Consider the following 26610-nt stretch of genomic DNA (forward strand, 5'->3'; position numbering starts at 1 on the left):
GTTGTCGCGCAATGGCGCCCCACCATGAGGCACCCCGAATACCCCCATACGTTCGGACAATTTTGGCCTTGCCGACCCTTCCCTAACCTGTCCAAAGTTTCACTTTGGCCTGAAGTTTAACGAAACCGGGCCCAAATGGGGAAAGACTTATGACTGAATTTACCAAGAGCCGAGGCCTTCGGGCCCTCGCCCTGGCCGGGGCTTCCTTGAGTGCGCTCATCGCAGCGCCAGCCTTTGCGCAATCTGCGGAAGACGAGACTGCAGATGAGGCCCAATCCCGTGACACCATTGTGATTACGGGTTCGCGCATCCAGAGCGATGGCACCCTGGAGGCGCCGAGCCCGGTTGTCGCTGTCGGGGGCGACGATATCCGGACGTCGGGCCAGATCGACATTACCGCCTTGCTGCGCGAATCACCCCAGCTGCAGGCTTCGCTGCCGGGCACCTTCTCCGCCTTCAACGGCACGCCGCTGGGCGCCTCGCTGCTCAACCTGCGCAATCTGGGCACCACGCGGACGCTGGTCATCGAGAATGGTCGCCGCCATGTGGCCGGCATTGAAGGCACGTCCTCGGTGGATGTGAACACCATCTCCACCGCGCTTCTGAGCCGTGTTGAGGTGCTGACGGGCGGCGCTTCGGCCGTCTATGGCGCCGACGCCGTGACCGGGGTCGTGAACTTCATCATGCGTGACGGCGCCTCGTTTGACGGCATGGAAGTCCGCACCCAGGCCGGCATTTCGAGCGAAAGCGACGCGGAAGAGTACTTCATCTCGCTGGCCAACGGTTTCGAAAGCGCGGACGGCCGCGCCGACATCGTGTTTGCGGCGGAATATCAATCCACCGAATCCATCGAGGCGGGGGATCGCGATTTTGGCGGCACAGGCCTCTTCTCGCTGGTGCCCAACGGCCCTGCGACCGGCATTGATCCGCGCTTCTCCAATGTCTGGCTGCCCAATTACCGGCTGCCGATCTCGAGCCATTACGGCATCATCGCCCTGGGCGATGGCGGCGCCAGCGCCTTTGTCGAAGCGGTCTCCAGCGGCGGCGTGCCCGGCTGTGACACCCTCGGCCTCGCCGGCATCCCGACCTGCCAGATCGTTGACGAGACCGGCACGCTGCGTCCGTACAATCCGGGCGATATCTTCATCGACGGCTTCAACGCAAGCGGCGGCGACGGCGTCTTCGCCGAGCCCGATGACGAGCTTCTGCTGCCCCAGACCGACCGCTTCCTGTTCCAGACCGCATTCAGCTATGAGCTGACCGAGAATGTCGAGTTCTTCGCGGACGCCAAATACGTGTTCACGGAAACGATCGAGAGCAATCAGGTCAACGGCTTCAACGACGATATTCCGATCTCCGAGGACAACCCCTTCATTCCGGCCGCCCTGCGCGCCCAGCTCGCCACCTTGCGGGCGGAAGGCATTGACCCGGTGATCGCGATTTCCCGCGATGTTCTGGACACCACCACCCGCTCCAACCCTGTGGCGGAGCGCAAGACCATGCGCGGCGTGGCCGGGTTCCGCGGCTTCATCCCGCAGCTCGGGTTTGATTGGGAAATGTCCTACACCTACGGTCGGACCGATGCGGACATCACCTCGCGTCTGCGTCTTGAAGACCGTTACTTCGCCGCCATTGACGCAGTGATCGATCCGTCGACCGGCGACATCGTCTGCCGTTCCGACATCGATCCCACGGCGAACGTGCCGCCGTCCTCGCCCTATCCTGCGCAGAACGCCGGCTTCCAGATCACGACCTTCACGCCGGGCGACGGCCAGTGCGTGCCGATCAACATCATGGGCGCGAACTCGATCAGCCAGGAAGCGGCGGACTTCATCTTCCAGCCCGCAACCGCGCAGAACGAGATCGAACAACGTGACTTCCTGGCGACCCTGTCGGGCACGTCCGAGCAGTTCTTCTCCCTGCCCGCCGGCCCGATCGGCTTCGCTCTAGGCTATGAGTACCGCAAGGAAGAAAGCGCCTTCACGCCGGACGCCTACAGCGCGGCAGGCCTGACGTTCGGCACCATCAACTCCAATGGCGGTCCGACCAATGCGTCTTCGGGCCTCATCGAAGTGTCCGAATTCTTCGGCGAGCTTCAGGTTCCGATCATCTCCGATGTCCCGTTCATCCAGGACTTCGAGCTGAACGGTGCCTATCGCTATTCCGACTATGACACATTTGGCGAGACCGACACCTGGTCGGTCGGCGCACGCTGGACGATCATCGACTCACTGACTGTCCGGTCGACCCTGTCCCGCGCCGTCCGGATCCCGAACATCACCGAGGCCTTCTCGCCGAACTTCACGGTGTCGCTGGGCGCCAGCAACGACCCCTGCAACCCGCAGTTCATCGATGCAGGCAGCCAGTTCCGCCGGGCGAACTGTGAGGCGCTGATCGGCATTCCGATCGACACCTACAATTCCACCGATTACGTCTCCGCGCGTATTCCGGGCCAGAGCGGCGGCAACCCGGACCTCGAGCCGGAAGAAGCCGACAGCTTCACCCTGGGCGCGATCTGGCGTCCGGTGGAGGATTTCGGCGGCCTGTTCGACGGTCTGACCGTCACGGTCGACTACTACAAGATCGAGATCGACGGGCTGATCGACCAGCTCGGCGCGTTCGACATCGCCCAGAACTGCGTGGACGCTCCCACGATCAACAACCAGTTCTGCGCCGCGATCGACCGTGATCCGACCATCGGCTTCATCACCGGCTTCCGTTCGGGCTTCGTGAACCTTGCGGCGGTTGAGACCAGCGGCATTGACTGGCGCATCGAGTATGCGTTCGACATGCCCTCGATCCTCGGCCTTGAGGACGCCGGCGAACTGCGCCTGTCCTCGCTGGGCACCAACTTCCTCTCCAATGAGGAAACCCGCGATGTGTCCGCGCCGGATGAAATCACCGACGTGCTGACGACGATGAGCCGTCCGGAATGGATCTTCAATCTCAACGCCACCTGGGCGATCGGCGATCTGTCGCTGGGCTGGAAGGGTCGTTACGAATCCGAACAGCTGCTGGGCGGCATTGAGCTCGATGACCTCGAGAGCGATCCGAACTTCGCCAACATCACCCATGCCGACGGCGCCTGGGTGCATGATTTCTCGATCTCCTACTTCCTCAAGGACGAGCTGGAGATCTATGGCGGCATCAACAACGCCTTTGATGAAGAACCCTATCTGGGTCAGTACTCGCGTCCCGCCGGGCCGCGTGGCCGCTTCTTCTACGCTGGCGTTAACGCCACCTTCTAGGCGGCGCTGCATCCAAAAAGAGACCCCCGGAGCCTGGCTCCGGGGGTTTTCTTTTGCACACGCTGCCGGGAAAGTCCGGCTGGCTCCGCCAGACGCCTCTAGATCGGCATGCGCAGGATTTCCTGGTAGGCGCGGATCACCTGGTCGCGGACAGCGACCACGCTCTCCAGCTGCACCTCGGCGGCGGCGACTGCGGTCACGACGTCCACAAGCTCCGCCTGGCCGGTGGCGGCCTGCGCCGTCAGGGTTTCAGACTGCTGCAGCGTCTGCTGAACAGATTCCACCGCATTCATGACCATATCGCCGAAATCGCCGCCCTGGGCTTCATTGACGGGATTGGTCTGGGATGCAGGTTGTACGCCGGCAGCCTGTTGAGCGGCGGCGGTATAGGCGCGGATGGCGGCGAGATCCATGGGTCAGCCCCTTTCTAGAGCCCGAATGACCGGAAACTTATCGGCGCAGCAGGTCGAGCGTGCGCTCGAGCATGCGACGGGTGCCCTCCACCATGGTCAGATTCGCCTCGTAGGACCGCTGTGCATCGCGCATGTCCATCAGCTCCACGAGCGAGGAGACATTGGGGTATTTCACATAGCCCTCGCCGTCCGCCGCCGGATGGCCCGGCTCGTAGACCATGCGGAAATCGGACTCATCAAGCGCCACATCATTCATGCGCACCAGCTCGGTTCCGACCTGACGGTCGAACTCGGATTCAAACACCGGGATCTGACGCTGATAGGGGTTTTCCTCGGGCGTGCGCGCGGTGGATTCCGCGTTCGCCACGTTCTCGGCGATGACCCGCATGCGCGAGGATTGCGCGCGCAGGCCGGCCGCAGAGATCTGCAGGGTTTCAGAGACGCGATCAACCATAGCCGTTTGCCTTTCTGGCGTTGCTTAGGATCACTGACCCGGCGAGCGGCTCGCCATGCGGATCATGTTCAGGCTTTTCTGATAGAGGCTCAGCGCCGTCTCGAACCGCATCCGGTTCTCGTTGGCGTCCACCATCTGCTCCTCGATGACGACCGAGTTGCCGTTGACGGTGGTTTCACTGTCCGGCGCGCGTTCGGTGCGGAACTGCGCCGACCCGCCGCCCGTCTCACCGCCATAGTGCTGGGCGTGCGTGGTGCGCAGACCGACGGCGCCCAGCCCCTGCTGTCCGGCGAGCACCCGCTCGAATTCACTGCGAGGAATGTCGTTCGGCGTGTATCCGGGCGTATTGGCGTTGGCCACGTTTTCAGCAATCACGCGCTGACGGGCGCCATGATAGCCCATCGTGTCGCGCAGCATGGCCAAGAGCGGTATGTCATCCGGGCGCATTGGCGCCTCCGCCAGAGTTAACTTTGCATTCATCACCCTGCGCTGCGCCGGTTAAGGAGAGCTTAACTCCCCCGCCGACTCCCGTTAGGGCTTGTAGGCTCAGGAGACGCGCCTGCGTGTCCGGACCTCGCGAACAGGACGAAGCGACTTTGGACCAGCTTGATATCATTCGCTATTTCGCCGCCCTGATCCTCGTCTTGGGACTTCTAGGCGGATTCGCGGTGCTCGCCAGACGCGCGGGCTGGACCGGCGCGCTGCCAGCCCTGGATCGCTGGTCGCCGCAGGCGCGCAAGCGACGCCTGTCCGTCACCGAGACGCTGATCCTGGATCCGCGGCGCAAGGTGGTGATCGTCAGGGTCGACGACACCGAGCATGTGCTGCTGCTGGGCGGGGAGCGCGAACAGGTGCTCGAACGCGGCCCCGCTCCTGCAGAGCCTGTGTTCGAACCCGTGGCGCCTGATCATGATGAAGCAGAGGACGACGACACTCAGATCGCCTCCGTGACACGGCTGGGAGGCGGGCAATGATCCGCCTGCGCTGGCTGCAGATCGGAAGCGCTGTCCTGATCGGCCTTCTGGCGCTTCTGCTCGCGCCGGACGCGCACGCCGCCGCCACCGGGCCGGGCCTGTCGATCTCGCTGGGCGGCAATGACACCGCCCTGACCGAGCGCGTGCTGCAGATGATCGCGCTGCTGACCGTGCTCAGCCTGGCGCCCTCCATCCTTATCATGACCACGAGCTTTATCCGGATCGTGGTCGTACTCTCCCTGCTCAGGACCGCGATGGGCCTGCAGCAGAGCCCGCCCAATGCGGTGCTGATCTCGCTGTCGCTGTTCCTGACCGCCTTCATCATGGCGCCGGTGTTCACCCAGGCCTATCAGGATGGCGTGGAGCCGCTCCTGTCGGGCCAGCTGAGCAATCAGGAAGCCTTCAGCGCCGCGGCGCAACCGGTGAAGACCTTCATGCTGGCCCATACCCGGGAGGAGGATCTGGGCCTGTTCCTGAACATTTCCGGAGAAGAGCCCGAGACGGCGCAGGACACCCCGGTGCATGTGGTGGCGCCCGCCTTCATGATCTCTGAATTGCGGCGCGCCTTCGAGATCGGCTTCCTGCTATTCATCCCCTTCCTGATCATTGACCTCGTCGTGGCGAGCATTCTGATGTCGATGGGGATGATGATGCTGCCGCCCGTGATCATCTCGTTGCCGTTCAAGCTCATCTTCTTCGTGCTTGTGGACGGGTGGTCGCTCGTGATCGGCTCGCTGGTGCAAAGCTTCGAGCGAATGCCTCCGCCCGGCTAGGTCTCGCCTAGCTTTCGGGGCCAGCCTCGTCATAGCGGCCAAAGCCCGCCATCAGCGCATCGGTCCTCTGCACATTCGCGATCTGGCCCACCAGAGCGCTGAGGCGGCTGTCGCCCGGCGGCACGCTGCGATTGGCGACCGTGCTGAACGCTGCGGCGTGCTCGGTCTGCCCCATGGCCTGGCCGTAGCGCGCGACGACCCGGTCCATGCCGGCCTCGTCCTGGACCAGGGCGTAGGCGATCAAAGCCCGCAGCACGTCATGGGCCTCTGCCGGGTCGAGAGGACGGTCGCTGCGCCAGCGATCGCCCAGCAGGGTCTCCATCAGACGCCCGGCCTCGGACCAGTTGCGGCCGTCCCAGGCAATGTCAGCGCGAAGGCGATCCGCCTCCGGCCCCTGATCATAGGCGACCAGCTCTAGGGCGTGCTCGGTTCGTCCCAGCGCCGCAAGCGCACGCGCCTGCAGGACCCGGCGCTCATCCACAAGATCGGTCGGCAAGCCGGCGATCCGCGTGCTGTCGAGCGCGCGCAGGGCGTCCGCCGCCCGATTGTCGATCAGATAGACCCGCGCCAGATCCGCCGCCACCTGGGCGCGGGCCAGAGCGGTCATGGTGATGTTGCGCTCGAACACCTGGTGCGCCAGCAGCTCGGAGGCCGGCTCGAGAAGATCCACCTCCACCAGCCGCGCCGCGATCCGGCGCGCCATGCGCAAACCGTCCGGCCCTGGCGGGGTCAGGTCCTGATGCTCGTACCAGAGCGCCAGCGCCTCCATCGGGTCCATCCGATCGCCATCGCCGTTCAGGAAGATATCCCGGAACAGGGTTTCCAGACGCACGCTCAGACGGCGCGCCTCGGGCGTGTTGGAAAAGCGCGACAGGGCGTTGGTCATGGTGTCGAGCGCCTCGGCGTAACGGCCCGCCTCGGCATACACCTCGCCCAGCATGGTGGAGGCTTCCACTTCCACGTCATCGCCGCGCCAGCGGAACCGCAGGCTTTCAAGCATCTCGACCGCTTCATCGAGCGGGATGCGCTCATCAGCGACTTCAAGCCGGACCTTTTCCAGCAGCGCCCGCGCATGCGCAGGGCGCCAGTCAGACCGGCTGAGTTCATCGTAGAGCGCAATCGCCTGGTCGATATTGCCGGAGGCGGCCGCCAGGCCCGCTTCAACCAGCCCCGCCTCCGCACGCGCCTCGGGATCGTAATCCTCGGCGATGACCACGTTCAGCAAGGGTTCGACCGCGCCCAGATCATTGGTCTTGAGCGCGGACATGGCGTGAAGCGCCGTCAGACGCGCGCGCCAGACCGGATCCATGAAATAGATGGCTTCCCGCCCCTGCTCGAAGCGGCGGCGCGCCAATGGCCAATCGCCCAGCTGGGCGGCCGTCGCCCCCCGCCAGGGCTGGGCGGCCGGGTCGTTCACCAGGACCGGGTTGGAGAAATACCGCTCCGCATCCTCATAGCGCCCCATCATGTAGCTCGCCACGCCCCGCAAGGCGGCGATCTCCGGGGTCGCATCCAGCGAGGGGTTCTCCTCGACCGCCAGTTCGACCAGGCCCAGCGCCTCGGCCGAGAGCTGCCAGCCCAGCTGGAAGCGCGCGAGATTGAGAATGGCTTCCGGGTCCAGACTGGACGCCCGTCTCTGCAGCATCACCTTGCCGTCACGATACGGGCGCTCGCCGCGATAGCTGGCCAGGTCCAGAAAACCGGGCGTGACCGGACGGTCGAGCGAGCCCGAAAGCCCCGGGCTGGCCGCCCGCGTCAGAGCGAGACCCCCGGGCCGGGTCAGATCGGCGCCGCCGGGACGCACCGTGAATTCCAGATCATCGGCCAGGGGTTGCAGCGCCACGCCCTGGGTGGAGGGCAACATGATGGCTTCCACATACTGACGCGGTGAGATGACCCCGTATTTCTCGCCATCACTGGTGAGCACCAGAAGCGTGTCGCCGACGACCGGATCCGTCACTTCGCGCACGCTGCGCGCTCCGTTGAAATTGAAGCGCAGGCGGGCGGGCCGGTTCACGCCGGTTTCGCGCAGCACGCGGATGGGCGCAGGCGGCTGATCCACGGTTTCGCCAAAGGTCAGAACCCAGCTTGTTCCCACCGGACGCACATCGGTCTGGGTGGAAGTCGGCGCCTCGATCCGGATCGCGGTGTAGTCCGGCCCTCTCAGCACGTCAAAGCTGCGGATGTGCCGCCCCGCGAGGGCGGACAATTCGCCCACGTCCAGATCCGCCGCAGCGTCAAAGACCACCCAGATCGCCGCGCCGCGCCGGAACACCGCCGCGCCGGGAAGCGACTCCCAGGGGACGCTGAGCACGACATCGGTTCCGTTGCGCCGCGCCTCAAGCGGCACGACGCCCGAGGCTGGAACCGGGTCAACGCGATCCTCGATGACGGGCGCGCCCTCATCGCCTAGTCCCTCTGCAGGGTCTTCCGCGATGGACGGATCGTCCTCGCTCTCGCTCTGAGACGCCTGAGTCGACTGCGCCTCCATCTGGTCTGCATAGTCCGACAGGGCGGCAAGAACGGATTCCGCACCGCCTGCCGCGCCCACAGACACGTCAAACACCACGCGGCCCGGCTCATCAGACCAGACCCGCGCCTCTGCGCCCGGAGACAGCAGGAAGGACAGTGACAGGGATTCCGCATCCCTTTGAGTGACCGCATCAATGAAACGCGGCGGAGACGCCGTGAGCTCAGACAGATTGATCTCGGCGGCGCGTGAAAAGGTCAGCACGGCCCGGTCATCGCCCTGTTCGAGCGAATAGGTGACCTCTTGCGGCCACTGGAAGACCAGTCTCGTGTACTCCGTCGCCTCCCCGACCCGCAGATCGACCGGCAAGGCCGGCGGCGGAGCCGCAGCGGCGGCCGCAGCCGCGGCGGCGCGCGCCTGCGCCTGCCGTTCGCGCTCCCTCTGGGCCAGCTCATAGGGGCTGACGACATCCGGCAGGGGGGTCGCGCCAGGCGGGGCGATATCGATGGCGATGATGTTGTGTGACACCGAGACCCGGCCTTCCAGCGTGCGGTTCAGCGCCAGACGCAGGGTCCGGCCATCGGGATCAAGCCGCGCCATGGCGACATAATCCGGCAAGGCGCTCGTGATCTCGGCCGTGTCCGCCTCAATGGCCTCGGACAGACGCGCCACGAGCACCGCGCCGGCGGCGACCTCGGCATTGGCGGTCAGGCCTTCGCCCTCGCTTTCGGGCAGACTTATCTGAACGCGCGCGGTCGGCCCCTGACGCGACACGTCGATGCGCGCCGGCGCCTGAGCCAGCGCAGACGCGGACATCACGACGCCCAGCGCCGCTCCGGCAAGCAGCTGGAGCCGGTTATCCCGCCGCCGCATCAAGGCGGGCCTCCGCTTCCGCGGTGGTTTCTGGCGGTTCGGCGCGCATGCGCAGCATGTAGGTCAGCTCGGCGGCGAAGCTGGGCTGCATCTCCGCCATGATGGCTGCGAATTTCCGCGCATTGGTGTTCTGAAGCTGCTCGGCGACCAGCAACAAGGTGGTCTGATCGGTTTCCCGCATGGAGGTGAGGATGTCGGCAGCAGCAGGCGGTTCGAGCTGGGAATACACCGCCACGATCGCGTCGATCTGTTCCTGGCGACGCTCGTCCAGCATGCCCAGCAGGCCGCGGACCTCGTCGCGCAGCGCTTCAAGTTCGCTCACCCGGTCATCCACGCGCTGCTCGGCCACGGTCAGCAACTGCTCACGGGTATCAAGCTCGGCCTCGCGCTGGTCCAGAGACCGGCGACGCTCCGCCAGACGACGCTCAAGGCCCAGCTGGGCCGTGGTCGGCGCGGCGCGCAAGGCCGGATTGGCCGAGGGCGGCGGCGCAGCAGGCGGCGCCGGGCCTTCATCAACCTCTTCAGCAGGCTCATCCGCGCCATGTGCGTCATCCCCGCCGCCGCCATGGCCGTCATCGGCCGGCGGCGCGCTCGCCGCTTCGGCGCGTTCGGAAATCAGCGTCGCCGCCTCATCCGCCAGCGACAGGGCCTTCAGGCCCAGCAATCCGCCCAGAACGACGGTCAGCAACATGAGTGGACGAACAGCGGTCATGATCAGCGCAGCGCCTTCAACGCATTCAGCCGACGGCGGGACCGAGTGGCTTCCGGGTCATCGTCCTGGGGCTGCGGCGCCTCACGCCGAGGACGCTGCGTCAGCCGTTCCGCGCTGAGTTCCGCCTCGCCGGACAGGAAGCGCAGCTCATCAGCCAGCTTGCGCGCCCGATCGACCTCCTCGCGCAGACTCTCGCCGCCGTCCCGCGTGGCGCGATCCAGCGCGCTCAGCGTGGCGCGGGCGCGCTCAACCGCATCATTGAGACCCGTGATCGTGCCAACCAGCCCGTCCTGACCGCTGCGCAGGGCGCGCAGGCGCCGGTCCACGCGCCAGCACATGATGACGGCCATCAAGAGTAGAACACAGACAAGCGCCTCAAAGGCGAGACCGGCGAGCGTCATGAGAACCCCATCAAACTTTTCTTCGCCGTCGCGCTGAGCGGACGGTCGAGGCGAACGCCTATGTTGTGCCCGATTCGGCCCATATGGCCGTGCGCCAGGGGAACCGTGCCGCAGCGCAGCTCGATCAGGCCGTCCGGACCGGCGTCCAGCATCAGCGTATCCCCGACCTTGAGCTGCATCACTTCGCCCAAGGGCTTCTGCATCTCGTCGAGCACCGCGCTGACTTCCATCTTGGTGGACCAGAGCTCGGTCGCGAGGTGGCTTTCCCAGATATTGTCGCGGCCGAACTTCTCACCCATGAACTGCTGCAGCAGCATTTTCCGGATGGGTTCGAGCGTGGCGTAGGGCAGCAGCAATTCGATGCGCCCGCCCCGGTCCTCCATGTCGATGCGCAGCTTCACCAGGATCGCGGCGTTCGCCGGGCGTGCAATGGCGGCGAAGCGCGGATTGGTCTCGACGCGGTCGAGGTCGAAATCCACTTCCGTCAGCGGCGCGAACGCCTGGCGCGCATCGGCCAGCACCACCTCGATCATCCGCTGCACAAGCGTGCGTTCGATCGTGGTGTAGGGACGGCCTTCAACCCGCATGGCCGAGGTGCCGCGGCGACCGCCCAGCAGCACGTCCACGATCGAGTAGATCAGGTTGGAGTCCACCGTCAGCAGGCCATAATTGTCCAGCTGCTTGGCGCGGAACACCGCCAGAATGGCCGGCAGCGGAATGGAGTTCAGATAATCCCCGAACCGGATGGAGGAGATGTTGTCCAGACTCACCTCCACGTTGTCGGACGTGAAGTTTCGCAAGCTGGTCGTCATCAACCGCACAAGGCGGTCAAAGACGATCTCCAGCATCGGCAGGCGCTCATAGGAGACCAGCGCGGAGTTGATGATCGCCCGGATGCCCGAGCGCTCATTGGCGTCGTCATCAGAAACCGAGAAGCCCAGAAGGGAGTCGATCTCTTCCTGATTGAGGATGCGCTCGGGGCCGGAAGACTGGTGCTGGGGCAGGAAGGTCTCGCCGTCCCCGTCGACCATGGCCTCCCATTCGGACGCCAGATCATCGCCGTCATCGCCCAAGGAGTCGAAGTCAGGCTGTTCGCCCGCAGCAGCGGCCTCCCATTCAGCCGCCATCGCATCCTGATCGATTTCGTCGCTCAATTCCGGTCTCCGATTATTGCTGCATCACGAAACTGGGCAGTAGCACGCCGTCCACAGTTTTCGGGGCCAGCACCAGATTGGTGCGGCGGATCAACTCCATCCGAATGCGGTGTGATCCGGTCGATCCGTCAATGTCTTCCACCCGCAAGGCCCGGAAGAATTCCACATATTCGTCGCGCAGGAGCATCTGGACGTCCTCGCGGTGCAGCATCTCGCCCACTTCCGGATCGGAAAAGGCCAGCGCGATGCGCACTTCCAGTAGAACCGAACGATTGTCCGGACCGGACATGTCCACGATCAGCGGCTCTTCAAACTGGAAAAGCTCCGCCAGATGCGGGGCCTCATGACCGTCGCCGCCGCCATGGCCATCGCCATGACCGTCAGCGGAGGCCTCGCCATGCGCCTCGCCATGCTCGCCCTCGGCCGCGGCTTCCTCATCGCCGCCGCCCAGGAAGAACAACGCGCCCGCCACCCCGGCCAGGATGACGAGGATCACCGGCAAGCCGATGAAAAGGATCATTTTCTTGAGGCCGCCTTTCTTGGCGCCCTCTTCACCTTCTTCGCCTTCGACGCCGTCTTCGCGGGTCTCGTCTTCGGTGTCTTCAGCCATGAAGCTGATTCCCTTGGCTTGCGGATTTGCACTGTTCCGCCAACGATTAATCAGTGCTGCGGTTAACGATCCGTTTGGAAACGGCTTCGCTGGGCAGATTTTTCCCACGCCCTGCAGTCAGACAGGCAAGGCTCGCCGCCCAAAGCGCCTGATCTCCCAATCACATGTATATTTTTCAATGCGTTAACCATGGCACGGTGTTTGCCATGAGTCTGGTGTCGCTGCCAGAAGCCGCAGCAATCGCGTTCAGAAGGACTACAGGCGATGGACAACACCATGCTGATCGGACTGACCCGCCAGCTGACCCTGCGTCGGCAGATGGATGTGGTCGCCAACAATATCGCCAACGCCAACACCCAGGGCTTCAAGGCCGAGCGCATGATGCTCGAGCCCGACACCTCCATGCGCGCCCGTCACCAGGATGGCCCCAACCGCGCCCGGTTCGTAGATGAATGGGCGATGGGCCGCGATTTCAGCCAGGGCGCCCTCACCCATACCAGCCGCCCGCTTGACCTGGCGCTGCAGGGCGACGGCTTCTTCATGCTGGAAACGGATGCGGGCGAACGCTTCACCCGCGACGGCGCCTTCACGCTGAGCCCGCAGGGCGAACTCGTCGCAGGCGATGGCGCCCGCGTTCTGGATGCAGGCGGCGCGCCGATCATTCTGGATCCGGCGGCCGGTCAGATTTCAATCGGCGAAACCGGGATCGTCACCCAGAACGGCCAGCAGATCGCCCAGGTAGGCGTCGTCCGCTTCGCCGATCAGGGCGTTCTGAACAAGACCGGCGACAATCGCTATGTCGCCCCTGAAGACGCCGAACGCGTGATCGAGGACCTTCCGCAGGTCAAGCAGGGCTTTCTGGAAAGCTCCAATGTGCGACCGATGCTCGAAATCACGTCCATGATGGAAGTGAGCCGGGCCTACGCTTCGGTCAGCCGCATGATCAAAGACACCGACGAGCTTAGCCGCAAGGCGATCGATCGCCTCGGCCGGCCATAATTTTCTGTTCTGAAGGAGGGCGCTCACATGCGCGCACTGTCTACCGCCGCCACCGGGATGGAAGCCCAGTCACTGGCCGTCGAGGTGATTTCCCACAACCTGGCCAACATGAACACGATCGCGTTCAAACGGCAGCGCGCCGAGTTCGAGGATCTGCTCTACCAGACGATCTCCCAACCGGGCGCCAACTCCTCGAACGCCGGCACCATCGTGCCCACGGGCGTTCAGGTCGGCCTCGGGGTGAACGCCGGTTCGGTCTACCGCATTACCGAACAGGGCGGGATGAGCGAAACCAACAACCCCTATGACGTTGCGATTTCCGGCCAGGGGTATTTCCGGGTTCAGCTGCCGGACGGCAATGACGCCTATACCCGCGCCGGCAATTTCTCCCTCAGCCCCAATGGCGAAATCGTCACCGCAGACGGCTATGCGGTCATGCCCGGCATCGTCATTCCCGCTGAGGCGCGGCAGGTGGTGATCAACAATCAGGGGCAGGTCCAGGTCCTTCTGGACGGCCAGCCCCAGCCTCAGGTCGTGGGCCAGTTCGAGCTCGCCACCTTCCCCAACGAGGCGGGCCTGGAGCAGATTGGCGACAACCTGCTTCTGGAAAGCGCGGCCTCGGGCGCGCCCAATCTTGGCGCCCCGACCGATCCGGGGTTTGGCTCCTTGCGCCAGCGCTTTGTGGAAGTCTCCAACGTGGATGCGGTGACCGAGATCACCTCTCTCATCCAGGCGCAACGCGCCTATGAGATGAATGCCCGCGTGATCACGGCGGCGGACGAGATGCTCGCCACCTCCTCCAACCTGCGCTGAGGACGCGATAGGTCATGCTCCGCACACTCACCCTTATTCTGGCGCTCTCGGCGGGCGCCGCGCAGGCGCAGGAGGTCGCAACGCCCGTGGTGCTCAAGGAGCGCCTGGTCAGCGCCGACGGCGTCATCACCCTGTCCGACCTTTTCGACAATGCCGGCGTCGCCGGCGACGTGCTGCTCGCCCGCGCCCCGGCGCCGGGCCGGTCGATTTCTCTGGACCCCAATTTCGTGCGCGATGTCGCCGCCCGTCAGGGGCTGCAATGGGCGAATGCGGGCGGCGTGCTGCGCGTCACCGTGGAACGAGAGGCCAGGACGGTCAGCGTTTCGGAAATCACCGCGATGATCGAGGAAGCCCTCTTTGTGGAGACCGGGCATGTGCATGCGGTCAACCTGTCCAGTCTGAGGCAGGATCTGTTTGCGCCCGTGGACACGCTTGGCGGACCGGAACTGGTCAGCTTTGACCATGACGCCGGCACCAACCTGTTCCGCGCCCAGATCGCGCCCTATCCCGGCGGTGATCCGCTGACGGTTTCAGGCCGGGCGCAGCGTGTGGCCGATGTGCCGGTGCTGAACCGGACGATCGCCCGCGGCGACACCATCACCGCCGCCGATGTGGACTGGGTTCGCCTGCCTGAGAATCAGGTCCGTGGTGAAATCATCCTGGCGGAAACTGGCCTTGTGGGCATGACGGCGCGACGCGCGCTGACGGCTGATCGTCCGGTGCGCAGCTACGATGTGGAGCCTCCCGTCGTGGTGGAGCGCGGCGAGCTGGTCTCGCTGGTCTATCAGGTCGGCCCGCTGACCCTGAGCGCGCAGGCGCGCGCCCTGGAGAATGGCGGCGAAGGCCAGTTCATCCGTTTCGTGAACCTTCAATCGAACCGCACGGTCGAAGCCTGGGTCGAAGGCCCGGGCCGCGCGAGCGTTCTCGGCGGCCGGTCCGGCGCGTCATCCGTGGAGTCCTGAGCCATGACCTTCAAACGCATTCTTCTCGGCGGCGCCGTCATTCTGGGCGCGTTTTCACTGACCGCCTGCGCCACAACCGACCGGCTCTCCTATGTGGGCCAGACACCGCCGATGCACGATATCGACAATGCGGCGGCGCTGACAGGACAAGCAGGGGCCAATGGCCCGACCGCGGGTCAGGCGGAAGCCGCACGCCTCGCGCGCGCCCGCGCTATTGCGGAAGCCCGCGCCCAGAGCAACAATCCCAATTCGCTCTGGCGCGCCGCCAATTCCACCACCTTCTTCGGGGATCCGCGCGCCGCGCATGTGGGCGACATCCTGACGGTGAACATCGACATCTCGGACAGCGCCCAGGTCTCCAACCAGACGACCCGTTCGCGCACCACATCCGAGGATTCGAACCTGACGAGTTTCTTCGGCGGAGAAGCAGCGCTCGACCAGTTCTTCAATGACGCGGTCGACCCGGCGAGCCTCGCCAGCTTCGGTTCGGCCTCCTCCACCCAGGGCGCAGGCAATATCAACCGCTCCGAGAGCATCACGCTGACCGCCGCGGCCATCGTGGTCGACGTCCTGTGGAACGGCAATCTGGTCATCCATGGCCGCCAGGAAGTGCGCATCAACAACGAGGTGCGCGAACTCCTGATCTCCGGCATCGTGCGTCCCCAGGACATTGCCGCGGACAATACCATCGACCATCAGCAGATCGCCGAAGCGCGGATCTCCTATGGCGGCCGGGGACATATTTCCGAAATGCAGCGTCCGCCGGTGGGCCAGGAGCTCTACAATCTCCTCTGGCCTTTCTAGGTGCGCTGATGAGTCTGTCAGTTGAACGGACCGAATATGCTGAAGGCCGCGTGCTGGGCATCCACATGCAAGGCCTGAACAAGGCCGAACACAGCCTCATCAACGCGCCCAAACTGTGCGAGCGCGTCAGGACCCATGGGTATGAAGGCCTGATCATGAACTATCAGGGCTGCCGGTTTGATCACACCGTCAGCCAGTTCGCCAAGGTCGCCGAGATACTGAGCTCAGGCATGCCGCCCGCCCTGCGCATCGCCTATGTCTATGACGAGACGAACCTGATGCATGCCGCCTACATCACCCGGCTGATGAAATCAGCCGGCCTGAACGCCAGGGCGCTTGGCGGCTTTGAAGATGCGCTGGCCTTCGCATCCGGGGAGGCGGATGACACGTCCGAGACTGTGAAGGCTCAAGGCCCGACCAAGCCCAACCTGCTTCCCTGAGTCCGCCAGAAGCGCTCAGGCCCCCGCACAAGGCGTGCCCCTCCCTGGTCACGCTTTTTTTGTGCAAGCCCTGGTCGATCCTCGCTAATCCCATTCACTGTAAGGCTTTATCAAGGACGTATGCGTTAGAATTCCATAGCGTCCCAGTCATCAGACAGGCAATTCCAAGCATGACACCTCACGGCCTCGAACGCATAGAAATGCCGGAGATCGGAGTATTGCGGTACAATATCACCGGGCTGGAAACCAACGCCGAGACCGAACCCGGACTGGTCAATATCTGCCGTCGCCTGGAAGCGGAACCTCAATGGACGGGCGTCCTGTTCGACCACAGCCAGTCCCAGATCAGTTACACGCTCGCTGAATTCAGCGAGCGCGTGGACTACGCGATCAAGCATTTTCCGCGACGCGTCAAAATCGCTTACGTCTTCAATCCGCAGACCTTCGTGGTCTCGGCGCGGGCGTCCAAGCTGCTCTCGAGCTCCGGCATACAGGCGCAAGCCTTCCCGAACGCCAAGGATGCGCTGGACTATCTCGTGTCGACGGAAAACTGGGTCAGACGGGCCTGACAGCCCTAGTCGTCGCGATGGACGCGCTCTGAACGCTCGTGACGTTCCTGGGCTTCAAGGCTCAGCGTCGCTACCGGACGCGCATCCAGACGCGCCAGGGAGATCGGCTCACCCGTCTCCTCGCAATAGCCGTACTCGTCTTCCTCAATACGGCGCAGGGCTGCTTCAATCTTCGAGATCAGCTTGCGCTGACGGTCCCGGGCCCGCAGCTCCAGAGCGCGATCGGTCTCGGTCGAGGCGCGATCCGCAAGATCGGGCAGAGCGCCGATATCTTCCTGAAGGTTTGATAGGGTCGAACGGCTTTCGCGGAGGATCTCCTCCTTCCAAGCCAGAAGCTTACGCCGGAAATATTCTTTCTGGCGTTCATTCATGAAGGGTTCGGACTCGCTGGGACGGTAGCCCGTCGGCAGCTCAATGCTTGAATCCATAACACTCATGAGACCGTCTCCGTATGCAGCCCCCGCCGGCCTGAGCGCGGCGGAGAATATCGACCGTCAAGGTCAAGTCAATCTGCTCATACGGTTGCAACGTTAATTCAGCAGCGTCATGAACAAGCTGTGACAGACGTATTGACCTTTGTCACAAGGGGATCAGGAGCTTAGCTTGGCCAGCTCGACCGCTGCACGGATCTCCACCTCATCGAGCGCTGCTTCCAGACGCGGGTCATGAGTCGCATCGCGGCGCGATTGCAGGGTCTCCATCAGCTTGACCAGGGTCTCGCGCGGCAGGACGCCGTCGAGCAAGGCCAGCTTGAGATCATCAAGAATATCCAGCAATGAGAAGGCCCGCTGCGTGGCCTGGCGCTTGCCGGACAGGGCGTCGCCTGCGCCCTGAAGCGCGAGCAAGGCGTCAACCGAGCCGATGGCCGAAGCGCTGCTGAGCGCGGTCGTGGAGACCGGCCCGCCAGAAGAGGCTGCGCCTTCGGGCGCAAATGCGCTGGCGCTGGACGCGGAATCCTTCCGCTTCGCGCTGGATGCGCCCTGCAGGGGTCGGGAGGAATTGACCTTCATGATGCCCTTCGAGTCCTCTCAAAGCATGCGGACAGTGTGCTTAATCAAACTTAACGACTGCTTAAACCGAGCCATGGGCAGGTATTGCCCACCCCGGACAAGCTGGAGGCTGGGCGGCAAGGTTTTCCCACTCCTGGTCATTAAAGATCAAATACTTACGGGCGCCCAAACTGGCATGTTTCTAGCAACAGGATCGATGTAGAAATTTTCTTGTCGGAGAACTCCGCCAGCATGACCCGGCTTTTCGTAACGCTTGCCCTGCTCTTTTGCCTCGCCGCCCCGGTCGCCGAGGCGAATCCGCGAATCAAGGATATCGCGGATGTGGAAGGGGTTCGTGACAACCAGCTGGTGGGTTACGGCCTGGTGGTGGGCCTCGACGGCTCCGGCGATACGCTGCGCAATGCGGTGTTCACCCGTCAGGCGCTGAACTCCATGCTGGAGCGTTTCAACATCAATGTGCGTGAAGCCGACCTGCGCACGGGCAATGTGGCGGCGGTGATCGTCACCGCAGAGCTGCCGCCTTTCGCCATGCAGGGCTCTCGCGTGGACGTCACGGTCTCCGCCCTGGGCGATGCGGACAGCCTGCAGGGCGGCGTGCTGATCGCCACCCCGCTGATGGCGGCCAATGGCGATGTCTATGCGGTCGCCCAGGGGTCCCTTGCTGTCGGCGGCTTCTCTGCAGAGGGTGACGGCGCCTCCATCACCCGCGGCGTGCCCACCAATGGCCGCATCGCCAATGGCGGCGTGATCGAACGCGAGCTCGAATGGGATCTGGCCGGCCAGGCGCAGATCCGCCTGGCCCTGCGCAATCCTGATTTCACTACGGCGCGTCGCATGGCGCAGACCATCAACGCCTATCTGGGCGCGGACGCCGCGGCGGCGCAGAACCCTTCCACAGTCGCGCTGACCCGCCCGCTCTATTTTGACGGCGACATGGTCGCCCTCCTCGCCGAAGTCGAGCAGCTGCGCGTCGAGACCGACATGCGCGCCCGCGTCGTCATCGATGAATCCACCGGCACCATCGTGATGGGCGAGGATGTCCGCGTCTCCACAGTGGCCATTGCCCAGGGCGGTCTGACCATCACGGTGACGGAAAGCCCGGAGGTCAGTCAGGCCCTGCCCTTCGCCGATGGCGGTCAGACGATCGAGGTGCCCCGCACCAATGTCACCGCCGAGGAAGAGCTGCGCGAGTTCGGCGTGCTCAACGGCACGGTCAGCCTGCGCGAGCTTGTGGATGGTCTGAATGCGCTCGGGGTCAGCCCGCGCGACATGATCACCATCCTGCAAAGCATCAAGGCGGCGGGCGCGCTGCAAGCTGAAATCGAGGTGCTGTAATGGACGGACTTCTCGACGCCCAGATGCAGAACGCCATGCTCGCCGCGCGCGGCACGGCGTCCACTTCCCGCCCGAACGGTGCGCAATCGCCCGAACAGATGCGCAAGACCGCCGAGGACTTCGAAGCGGTCTTCCTCGCGCAGATGATGGAGCACATGTTGGGCGAGACGACAGAGTCCACTTTTGGCGGCGGCCCCGGCGAGAGCGCCTTCAAATCCATGCTCAATGAAGAATACGCCAAGGTGATGGCCAAGGCTGGCGGCATCGGCCTGGCTGACTCCGTCATGCGTGAAATGCTGGCCCTGCAAGAAGGAGGCGCAGAATGACCGAACTCGCGGCCGCCAACCCGACCGAACGCGCCCAGGCGCTGATCCAGCTGACGGGACGCCTGACCGAACTGCTCGAGCAGGAAACCGAACTGTTTGAAGCCCACATGCCCCACAAGGCGGTGGAGTTTCAGGCCGAGAAGACCAAGCTCGCCACGCTCTATCGCACCGAGACCAAGCTTGCGAGCAAGGACCGTTCGCGGCTGTCCGGCCTTGCCCCCGAGCTGAAGGCGCGCCTGAAAGCCTCCACCCAGACTTTTGAAGCCGCTCTCGCCCGCAATGGCGATGCGGTGGAAGCGCTCAAAACGCTGACCGAAGGCCTGGTGAAGGCCATCGCGGATGAAGCTGCGCGCCAGCAGCAAACAGCCGCCGGGTACGGCCCGGGCGCAAAGAGCGCTGGCGTTTCGGCCCTCGCCTACAACCAGACTGTCTGACCCAGAGACCGGACAGACAAAAGCCCCGGAGCCTGGCTCCGGGGCTTTTTCATGTCTGCAGACGTCTTCGGATCAGAACAGGCCGAGCGTGGATCCGCCGCCGCCGCCCAGCAGACGGTCCAGACCCGCCTGATAGTTCTGGACCTGCGCCGTCAGATAGGAGGGCACGGCTCCGCCGCGCTTGCCCGCTTGCGGCCCGTCCAGAAGCGCTTTCAGGGCCGGGTCCGTCGTCAGGTCGCGATAGGCGCGCTGGATGACCGATTGCGCCTTGGTGAGGGCCTCGAGCGCCTTGGTCGCGGCGTCCTTGCTGGAGATGGACATCGAGGTCGGCAGCTCCATGGCGAAGATTTCGGGGGCGTCAGACGTGCTCTCATCCTTGTCCAGAAGCGAGCCCTTGCCAATGATCGACCCCTCAGGCAGGCCAAGGCCGGACAGCGCGTCACGGCCCTGATCGCCTGCGAAGAGTTCGATCTTCACGCCCTCACGCGGCTTGATGCGCAGCATGTCGCCATTGGCCGAACGGCGCACGTCAGACGTGCCGTCGAGCACCAGAACCGCATTCAGCTTGAAGGTCAGAGACCGCATGGTCTCATCCGCATCAATGGTGATCTTCTTCTTCCGGCCGCCATCCACGGAAATATAGAAATGGTCGCCTTCGCGCACGCTGGAGCGCGCCGTGATCACGCGACTGTCGGCATAGCGCACTTCGCCCGTCGGGAAGCCCAGCTTGTCGAGCGCGTTATCGCCGGTGGGATCCACCACAACCGCATTCGCCTCGGCCAGACCGCCGCGACCTGACAGCTGCTGGGTGAAGGTCACCGCGCCGCTGGTGGTGTCGAACCCGGCCACAAAAGCGTTCCGGTCCCCGGTCTGGGTCTGCCCAGGCAATGCGCCTGAGGTCTTGCCCGACACATAGGCGACGCCATTGCTGACCGTGACAGAGCTGGCGGAATTGTCTTCGGCCGAGCCCAGGAAGGTGGTGAAATCCACGCTGGCGCTCGGGCCGTCGGAAATCTTCATCAGGAAGGCGTCGCGTCCGCCGGCATTGGCCGTCAGGGGAGCCGAAGGCGCAAAGCCCGCGCCCGCGGCGCCCGCCAGATAGATCGCGCCATCATCGCCCACGGTGACTTCGCCAATGCGACCGCCATCCAGATCGCCCAGGTCCATGGACCACACCGCAGCGCCCGTTCCGTCATCGCCAGCGGCATACTTTGTCAGGACCGCGCGGCCTTCAACCTCGCTGGCGATGATAAGGCCGCCATCGGCCGCCTGGGCGATGGACTGGGCGCTGTCTTCCCCCGCGCTGGCGCCTGCCGCACGCGTATAGATGACATTGCCGTCGCCATCGATGGCGCGCAGATAGCCGTCGGACTTGCCCGCATTGACCACGCCGCCCAGGGGGGCGTCGGTCTGACCCGCGACATAGATGGTCCCGTCTGCGCCGACGCTGACCGCCGTCGCGCTGTCATCCTGATTGCCGCCAAAACGCTTGGTCCATTGCTCGACGCCATCGGCGGAGAATTTGGACACCAGCGAGTCCGAACCGCCCAGCTGGGTCGTGTCGCCCAGCTCGCCCTCGATGGACCCGGCGACGACGACATTGCCATTGGCGTCCAGTGCAATGGACGCGCCTTCCGCGCTGCCCGCAGCGCCCAGCGTCCGGGCCCAGACCTGCTTGCCGGTCGTGTCATAGCGCATCAGGATCAGATCCTGTTCGCCCTTGATCGTCTGACCGGCCACGCCATTGGAGGCATAGCCCACCACATACAGGCCGCCATCTGCGCCCTGCACGGAATCAAGGATGCGCAAGGGATTGGATTCGGTCTTGGTGCGGGTCTCGGTTTCGCCCTCTTCGCCGCCCGGCACCGCCACATCTTTCGTCGTGACGCTGCCTTCGGCCTCGATGCGACGCATGAACGCCGCCTCGCCGCCATTGGCGATATCGACATACTTGGTCAGCTGTCCGCCCGCGCCCTCGCGGTCGCCGGACACCCCGACCATATAGACCGCCGGATTGCCGCTGGCGGGCTCAAAACTCAGGGTCTCCGTCAGAATACCCTTGATCTTGAAGCCGAAATCATTGCCGGGAATGATTCCGTTCTCGTCCTTCTCACCAATCTTTACCCGCTCGATCCGGCTCAGCATGCCGGCGGCTTCAAGCTCGGTATTGATGTAATCGGCGACATTGTCGAGCGTGCGCGGGGTCGCGCCCATATTCGCCAGATCAATGGCGACAGGGGTGCTGACGCCGGACTTCTTCACATTGATGGTGAAGGAGACATCGCCCTGGAAATTGTCCACTTCCGCATCAAATGCGCCCGAGTGGACAATACCGGTCGTGTATTCGGAAACGCCGCGGGAAATGGCGAGCGTGCTCTCCGCCTTGGACAATTCCTCACCCTTGAGGACAGTCACGCCTTCAAGATCGAGTTCGCCAAAGAAACTGTTGAGCTGCTCAAGCCCTTCCTGGAACCGGCGGTTCAGGAAATCACGGCGCGTGTCGGTGGTCGTCTTCTCGGTCGCTTCCGCCCCGAGCGCCTGCAAACGACGCAGGCCCTGATACATGGCGAAGAGCTGTTTTTCGTCCTCGCCGACATCGAGCTTGGCGAAATCACCCAGCTTCTTGTCAAAGAAGACGCCGTTTGCGAGGGCGCTGCGCTTGAGCACATCCAGCGCCTCGATCTCGCCGCGGGCATCCCAGGGCGGCAACACCTCGCTCGACCGGGACTGGCTGGCGTTCTGGGCATTGGACGCAGAGGAGGAGAACGCTGTCGTCCGCGACAGCGCCACTGCACTCTGCGCGCCATACCAGGCGCTGAGAAGGTTGGACGAAATGACCATCGTCTACAGCCTGAATCCCGAACGAACGACGCACCTTTTGCATCGAAAGGCAGATTACGCCCCGACGAGCAAACAAATCGTTAGGATTTAGAGTAAACGCCCCGGCAAGCCTTTATGCGGCGAAGGGAAACCGCATGGGGCGGGTTTCAACGCTGGCGCGCTCAGAGGACACCAGGCGCGCATAATCCACCCGGTCGGCATTGAGCTCGCTCAGATCGGGGCGCCGCAGGCAGAGCGCCGCGATTTCCGCTGCGCTCGCCATCAGGGCCTTGCCTCCCAGCTCGGCGAACAGCGCCTGCAGGAAGGCGGCGTCCTCCGGCGTCTCAAGCATCCAGCGCAAATGCTCCAGCCCGCCGCCCGGCCCGGTCAGGTTGGCGCGGGTCAATCCGTGATGGCGGCGGATCCAGCCGGTCACCGAGCGGCGTTCGGCCAGCGTATCGGCCTTGCGATCGGCTTCCGCCAGGAGAATCGCTGAAAACGCTTCACAATCAAGTCCATGGGGAAAACGCGCCGGCATGGTGTTGGAGGCGTAATCCGCGCTGGCGTCAGTCAGAAGCGCCAGAACGCCTCCAGCGATCACCGGATCGATCAGCGGGCACTGGCTGGTGATGCGCACCACGGTTTGCGCTTCCGCCTCCCGCGCCGCCTGAGCCATCAGTCCCAGAGGGTCAGCCGCAGGGCCGCGCACGACCATGACGGCGCAATCTGCGGCCTCTTCAGCGACAAGATCATGGTCCCGATCATCCGGCGCCGCACAGACGACAAGGTCTACGCCGGGAATGCGGCGAGCGCGCTCCAGCGTGCAGGCCAGTGCAGAGCGGTCGCCCAGGAAGACAAGCTCGCGGTCGGGCAATGCGTTAAGGCCGCCCCCCGCCTGTACGATCACTGTCGCGCCCATCATGTCCCCCGAGGCTGGAAAGCTGTCGCTTCCTTCGAATCCCAGTATCAGTTTTACCCGCCTAACGGGCCGTTAACCGACACCACTGATCGTGGCCTGAATACTTGATCCATGAATGATGGAAAGTCGTCTCGATGAGCCAGCCGCCGAATAGCCCGAAACGCGCGTCTGATGACGTGGATCGCCTGTTTCTCGGGCGCGACTTTCGCAGCCCCCGCATCGACCTGAATGGCAAGACCATCCTCATCACGGGGGGCACGGGTTCTTTCGGGCATCATTTCGTCCAGACCGTCATCAACGAGTACAAGCCAAAAAAGCTGATCGTGTTCTCGCGCGACGAGCTCAAGCAGTACGAGATGGCCCAGCGCTTCAATCCCGAAGAGCACCGCTTCATGCGCTATTTCATCGGCGATGTGCGCGATGAGGGCCGGCTCGACATGGCCATGCGCGGCGTGGATGTCGTGGTTCACGCGGCTGCGCTGAAACACGTGCCGATCGCCGAGTACAATCCGTTTGAATGCATGCGCACCAATGTGTTCGGCGCCGAGAATGTCGTCCGCGCGGCGATCAAGCGCGGCGTGAAGCATGTGTGCGCCCTGTCCACCGACAAGGCGGCGAGCCCGATCAATCTGTATGGCGCGTCCAAGCTGGCGTCTGACAAGATCTTCACCGCGGCCCAGCATATGGGCGGGGAAGACGGCCCGACCTTCTCGGTCGTGCGCTATGGCAATGTGGTCGGCTCACGCGGGTCGGTCGTGCCCTTCTTCAAGAAGCTGGTGGCCGAAGGCGCAGACCATCTGCCCATCACCGATCCGCGCATGACGCGCTTCTGGATCACGCTCGAGCAGGGCGTGAACTTCGTGCTGTCCGCGCTGGAAATGGCCAAGGGCGGCGAGGTCTTCGTGCCCAAGATCCCGTCCATGAGCACGGTGGATCTGGCTCGCTCCATCGCGCCGAACCTGCCGCACAAGATGGTTGGCATCCGCCCCGGCGAGAAGCTGCACGAGGTCATGGTGCCGGCGGACGATTCCCGCGCCACGGTGGAGCTGGAGGATCGCTATGTGATCCTGCCGCACAATTCAGAACGCCTGCGGGCGGAATGGTTCGCTGACGGCGCCGTGCCGGTGCCCGAAGGTTTTGAATACCAGTCCGATTCCAACCCCGAGCGCCTCGATGCGCGGGCGCTGCAAAGCATCCTCAACGAAAAACTCGCCCTGAAGGCCTGATCCATGTCCCATGATCCCGTGAACACCTGGTCGGGCGAATTCGGCGACGAATACACCCAGCGCTGCAGCCCGGAGGAATTCCGCATCCGGGCGCGCACGCGTCTGTGGTCGCGCTGGCTGGACGCCTTTGGCACGCGTGAACCGCAGACCATTTGCGAAGTCGGTTGCAATCTGGGGCTCAATCAACGCGCCCTGCAGCGCCTGTGCGACGCCGAGCTGTTCGCGATCGAGCCCAATGACAGCGCCCGCGAAACCGTGATCAAGGATGGCGTGCTGCCCGAGAGCCATATCCGCGCTGGCCGCGGCGAGGATCTGCCCTTTGACGACGCGAGCATGGATCTGGTCTTCACCAATGGCGTGCTTATCCATGTCCATCCCGACAATCTCGGTCAGGTCGCCGACGAGATGTATCGCGTCTCCAGGCGTTTCATCCTGGTGTCGGAATATTTCAATCCGGATCCCGTCGAGCTCGTCTATCGCGGCATGACCGACCATTTGTGGAAGCGCGACTTTGCAGGCTTCTTCCTGGACCGGTTCAAGGACCTTGAAGTGGTGGCTGACGGCTTTGCCTGGAAACGCACCAGCGGTCTGGACAACCCCACCTGGGCGCTGATGGAAAAGCGTCCCGCCTAAAGCCCCAGAACGACCTTCAGCGCTGAAACCACCCGCTCCGGGTCTTCGTCCGCCATCATCGGATAGAGCGGCAAAGACAGCGTGCGCGCGTAATGATGCTCGGCTCCCGGCAATGTCCGCTCCCCGTTCAGCCGCACATAATAGGGGTGCTGGTGCACAGGGATGTAGTGAACCTGGGTCCCGATACCCTGCTCGCGCAGCTCGGTCATCACCTGGGCGCGCGGCTTGCCGAGGGCCTGAAAATCGATCCGGATATTGTAGAGATGCCGGCAGGGATCAACGCCAGCGCGCCCGGCAGACGGCGCTAGGTGCGCCCCCTGCCCCTCCAGCAAATCGTCATAGGCGCGCGCCAGCTGGCGTCGGCGGGACGCGAACAGCTCCAGCTTGTTGAGCTGGGACAGTCCGAGCGCCGCATTGATGTCGGGCATGCGGTAGTTCCAGCCCAGCGCCTGCATCTCGTACCACCAGGGCTCGTCCGCGCGTGCGGACCGTTCGAACCGGTCAGCCTCGCGCACAATGCCGTGAGAGCGCGCCAGCGCCATGCGTTCGGCCAGCGCCGCATCCCGTGTCGTCACCATGCCCCCCTCCCCGCACGCCAGCGTCTTGACCGGGTGGAAGGAGAACACGGCAGCGTCCGAATGCGGGCAGGCGCCAGTGGGCGAGCCGGCCTCATCCAGACTGCCGACCGCGTGGGAGGCGTCCTCGACAACCGACAGGCCGTGCGCCCGCGCCAGCGCTGCGAGTGCGGGCATGTCACAAGGCACGCCGGCCAGATGGACCGGCGCGACCAGGCCCGGACGGCCCTCCAGTTGCTTCAGCGCCTCAGACAGCGTGTCCGGCGTCATCAGTCCGTTATCGGGATCCACGTCGCACACGATGACATCCGCACCGCAATACCGTGCGGCGTTGGCGGTGGCGACAAAGGTGATCGCGGGCACGATGGCGCACTGGCCCGGCCCCAGCCCCAGCGCGTCATAAGCCAGGTGCAAACCAGCCGTGGCCGAGTGACAGCTCACGGCGTGGGGCGCCTGAACGACAGTCGCGAACGCGCGCTCGAAAGCGGAGACGGCAGGTCCCGTCGTCAGATAGTCCGACTTGAGGCAGGTCGTGACGGCTTCGATATCCGCGTCGTCAATCCACTGGCGTCCGTAAGGCAGAAAGCCGTCGCTCATTCCATCCGCTCCCTGAGGCTTCGCATCAGAGTGTGCTGAGTCCGCCCCGCCCTGAAAACAACAAAC

At 64.2% G+C, this 26610-nt stretch carries 27 protein-coding genes; 14 read left to right on the forward strand and 13 right to left on the reverse strand.

Annotation, left to right across the window (positions count from 1 at the left end; translation table 11 throughout):
• Positions 1–149 precede the first annotated feature (149 nt).
• On the forward strand, positions 150–3248 hold the full coding sequence (locus tag OA2633_RS04815) for a TonB-dependent siderophore receptor (RefSeq protein WP_009801364.1): 3099 nt from the start codon (positions 150–152) through the stop codon (positions 3246–3248).
• 98 nt (positions 3249–3346) lie between these two features.
• On the opposite strand, the gene fliE is transcribed toward OA2633_RS04815, so the two are convergent.
• The 3 genes from fliE to OA2633_RS04830 are packed head-to-tail and all read right to left on the reverse strand — an operon-like array spanning position 3347 to position 4562.
• Positions 3347–3661: a flagellar hook-basal body complex protein FliE gene (gene fliE, locus OA2633_RS04820; protein ID WP_009801365.1), complete on the reverse strand. Its 315-nt coding sequence runs from the start codon at positions 3659–3661 to the stop codon at positions 3347–3349.
• Between the two features lie 37 nt (positions 3662–3698).
• Positions 3699–4115 carry a flagellar basal body rod protein FlgC gene (gene flgC / locus OA2633_RS04825; RefSeq protein ID WP_009801366.1) on the reverse strand — a complete coding sequence of 139 codons (417 nt, stop codon included), beginning with the start codon at positions 4113–4115 and terminating at the stop codon, positions 3699–3701.
• Positions 4116–4145: 30 nt separating this feature from the next.
• Positions 4146–4562, reverse strand: coding sequence for a flagellar basal body protein (locus OA2633_RS04830; RefSeq protein WP_009801367.1), 417 nt, complete (start codon positions 4560–4562; stop codon positions 4146–4148).
• Between the two features lie 116 nt (positions 4563–4678).
• Here OA2633_RS04830 and OA2633_RS16240 point away from each other — a divergent pair, with 116 nt between their 5' ends.
• On the forward strand, positions 4679–5089 hold the full coding sequence (locus OA2633_RS16240; RefSeq protein ID WP_050752850.1) for a flagellar biosynthetic protein FliO: 411 nt from the start codon (positions 4679–4681) through the stop codon (positions 5087–5089).
• Positions 5086–5862, forward strand: coding sequence for a flagellar type III secretion system pore protein FliP (fliP, locus tag OA2633_RS04840; protein WP_009801369.1), 777 nt, complete (start codon positions 5086–5088; stop codon positions 5860–5862). The genes OA2633_RS16240 and fliP overlap by 4 nt, the downstream gene beginning before the upstream one ends.
• 7 nt (positions 5863–5869) lie before the next feature.
• On the opposite strand, the gene OA2633_RS04845 is transcribed toward fliP, so the two are convergent.
• The 5 genes from OA2633_RS04845 to fliL form a co-directional block, all read right to left on the reverse strand.
• Positions 5870–9205, reverse strand: a complete 3336-nt coding sequence (locus OA2633_RS04845) for a hypothetical protein (RefSeq protein ID WP_009801370.1) — start codon at positions 9203–9205, stop codon at positions 5870–5872.
• Positions 9189–9917, reverse strand: a complete 729-nt coding sequence (locus OA2633_RS04850) for a MotE family protein (protein ID WP_040612481.1) — start codon at positions 9915–9917, stop codon at positions 9189–9191. Before OA2633_RS04850 ends, OA2633_RS04845 begins: the two co-directional genes overlap by 17 nt.
• 2 nt (positions 9918–9919) lie before the next feature.
• Complete coding sequence (locus OA2633_RS04855) at positions 9920–10318, reverse strand: DUF6468 domain-containing protein (RefSeq protein ID WP_009801372.1); 399 nt, start codon at positions 10316–10318, stop codon at positions 9920–9922.
• Positions 10315–11349: a flagellar motor switch protein FliM gene (fliM, locus tag OA2633_RS04860; RefSeq protein WP_371262344.1), complete on the reverse strand. Its 1035-nt coding sequence runs from the start codon at positions 11347–11349 to the stop codon at positions 10315–10317. Before fliM ends, OA2633_RS04855 begins: the two co-directional genes overlap by 4 nt.
• A gap of 136 nt (positions 11350–11485) precedes the next feature.
• Complete coding sequence (gene fliL / locus OA2633_RS04865) at positions 11486–12082, reverse strand: flagellar basal body-associated protein FliL (protein ID WP_009801374.1); 597 nt, start codon at positions 12080–12082, stop codon at positions 11486–11488.
• Positions 12083–12346: 264 nt separating this feature from the next.
• Between fliL and flgF the strand changes: the two genes are divergently transcribed.
• The 6 genes from flgF (at position 12347) to OA2633_RS04895 (ending at position 16669) form a co-directional block, all read left to right on the forward strand.
• Positions 12347–13081, forward strand: coding sequence for a flagellar basal-body rod protein FlgF (flgF, locus tag OA2633_RS04870; RefSeq protein ID WP_009801375.1), 735 nt, complete (start codon positions 12347–12349; stop codon positions 13079–13081).
• A gap of 27 nt (positions 13082–13108) precedes the next feature.
• Entirely contained in the window at positions 13109–13894 is a 786-nt protein-coding gene (gene flgG / locus OA2633_RS04875) for a flagellar basal-body rod protein FlgG (RefSeq protein WP_009801376.1), read from the forward strand.
• Between the two features lie 14 nt (positions 13895–13908).
• Entirely contained in the window at positions 13909–14856 is a 948-nt protein-coding gene (gene flgA, locus OA2633_RS04880; RefSeq protein ID WP_009801377.1) for a flagellar basal body P-ring formation chaperone FlgA, read from the forward strand.
• A gap of 3 nt (positions 14857–14859) precedes the next feature.
• A complete protein-coding gene (gene flgH, locus OA2633_RS04885) occupies positions 14860–15660 on the forward strand; it encodes a flagellar basal body L-ring protein FlgH (RefSeq protein WP_009801378.1) in 801 nt (266 codons plus the stop codon).
• 8 nt (positions 15661–15668) lie between these two features.
• Positions 15669–16100 (forward strand): hypothetical protein, encoded by a 432-nt coding sequence (locus tag OA2633_RS04890; protein ID WP_009801379.1) that lies wholly within the window; start codon positions 15669–15671, stop codon positions 16098–16100.
• 170 nt (positions 16101–16270) lie between these two features.
• Positions 16271–16669: a hypothetical protein gene (locus OA2633_RS04895; protein ID WP_156776110.1), complete on the forward strand. Its 399-nt coding sequence runs from the start codon at positions 16271–16273 to the stop codon at positions 16667–16669.
• A 5-nt stretch (positions 16670–16674) separates the two neighbouring features.
• Here the strand turns inward: OA2633_RS04895 and dksA are convergent, their stop codons facing one another.
• Together dksA and OA2633_RS04905 are read right to left on the reverse strand one after the other, a co-directional pair.
• On the reverse strand, positions 16675–17097 hold the full coding sequence (gene dksA, locus OA2633_RS04900; RefSeq protein WP_009801381.1) for an RNA polymerase-binding protein DksA: 423 nt from the start codon (positions 17095–17097) through the stop codon (positions 16675–16677).
• A 162-nt stretch (positions 17098–17259) separates the two neighbouring features.
• Positions 17260–17679, reverse strand: coding sequence for a flagellar assembly protein FliX (locus OA2633_RS04905; RefSeq protein WP_009801382.1), 420 nt, complete (start codon positions 17677–17679; stop codon positions 17260–17262).
• A 231-nt stretch (positions 17680–17910) separates the two neighbouring features.
• Between OA2633_RS04905 and OA2633_RS04910 the strand changes: the two genes are divergently transcribed.
• From OA2633_RS04910 to OA2633_RS04920, 3 genes are read left to right on the forward strand one after another with little or no spacing between them, the layout of a single operon-like run.
• Complete coding sequence (locus tag OA2633_RS04910) at positions 17911–19014, forward strand: flagellar basal body P-ring protein FlgI (protein WP_009801383.1); 1104 nt, start codon at positions 17911–17913, stop codon at positions 19012–19014.
• Positions 19014–19340 (forward strand): rod-binding protein, encoded by a 327-nt coding sequence (locus OA2633_RS04915; protein WP_009801384.1) that lies wholly within the window; start codon positions 19014–19016, stop codon positions 19338–19340. The genes OA2633_RS04910 and OA2633_RS04915 overlap by 1 nt, the downstream gene beginning before the upstream one ends.
• Positions 19337–19774 (forward strand): hypothetical protein, encoded by a 438-nt coding sequence (locus tag OA2633_RS04920; protein ID WP_009801385.1) that lies wholly within the window; start codon positions 19337–19339, stop codon positions 19772–19774. The genes OA2633_RS04915 and OA2633_RS04920 overlap by 4 nt, the downstream gene beginning before the upstream one ends.
• A gap of 72 nt (positions 19775–19846) precedes the next feature.
• On the opposite strand, the gene OA2633_RS04925 is transcribed toward OA2633_RS04920, so the two are convergent.
• Together OA2633_RS04925 and OA2633_RS04930 are read right to left on the reverse strand one after the other, a co-directional pair.
• On the reverse strand, positions 19847–22615 hold the full coding sequence (locus OA2633_RS04925; RefSeq protein ID WP_009801386.1) for a hypothetical protein: 2769 nt from the start codon (positions 22613–22615) through the stop codon (positions 19847–19849).
• A gap of 112 nt (positions 22616–22727) precedes the next feature.
• Positions 22728–23516 carry a glycosyltransferase family protein gene (locus OA2633_RS04930; RefSeq protein ID WP_009801387.1) on the reverse strand — a complete coding sequence of 263 codons (789 nt, stop codon included), beginning with the start codon at positions 23514–23516 and terminating at the stop codon, positions 22728–22730.
• Positions 23517–23647: 131 nt separating this feature from the next.
• Between OA2633_RS04930 and pseB the strand changes: the two genes are divergently transcribed.
• Both pseB and OA2633_RS04940 read left to right on the forward strand, forming a co-directional pair.
• Positions 23648–24739, forward strand: a complete 1092-nt coding sequence (gene pseB, locus OA2633_RS04935; protein WP_009801388.1) for a UDP-N-acetylglucosamine 4,6-dehydratase (inverting) — start codon at positions 23648–23650, stop codon at positions 24737–24739.
• A 3-nt stretch (positions 24740–24742) separates the two neighbouring features.
• On the forward strand, positions 24743–25372 hold the full coding sequence (locus OA2633_RS04940) for a pseudaminic acid biosynthesis-associated methylase (protein WP_009801389.1): 630 nt from the start codon (positions 24743–24745) through the stop codon (positions 25370–25372).
• On the opposite strand, the gene pseC is transcribed toward OA2633_RS04940, so the two are convergent.
• On the reverse strand, positions 25369–26544 hold the full coding sequence (gene pseC, locus OA2633_RS04945; RefSeq protein WP_009801390.1) for a UDP-4-amino-4,6-dideoxy-N-acetyl-beta-L-altrosamine transaminase: 1176 nt from the start codon (positions 26542–26544) through the stop codon (positions 25369–25371). The genes OA2633_RS04940 and pseC overlap by 4 nt on opposite strands.
• Positions 26545–26610: the final 66 nt, after the last annotated feature.

The sequence above is a fragment of the Oceanicaulis sp. HTCC2633 genome, assembly GCF_000152745.1.
GTDB lineage: Bacteria > Pseudomonadota > Alphaproteobacteria > Caulobacterales > Maricaulaceae > Oceanicaulis.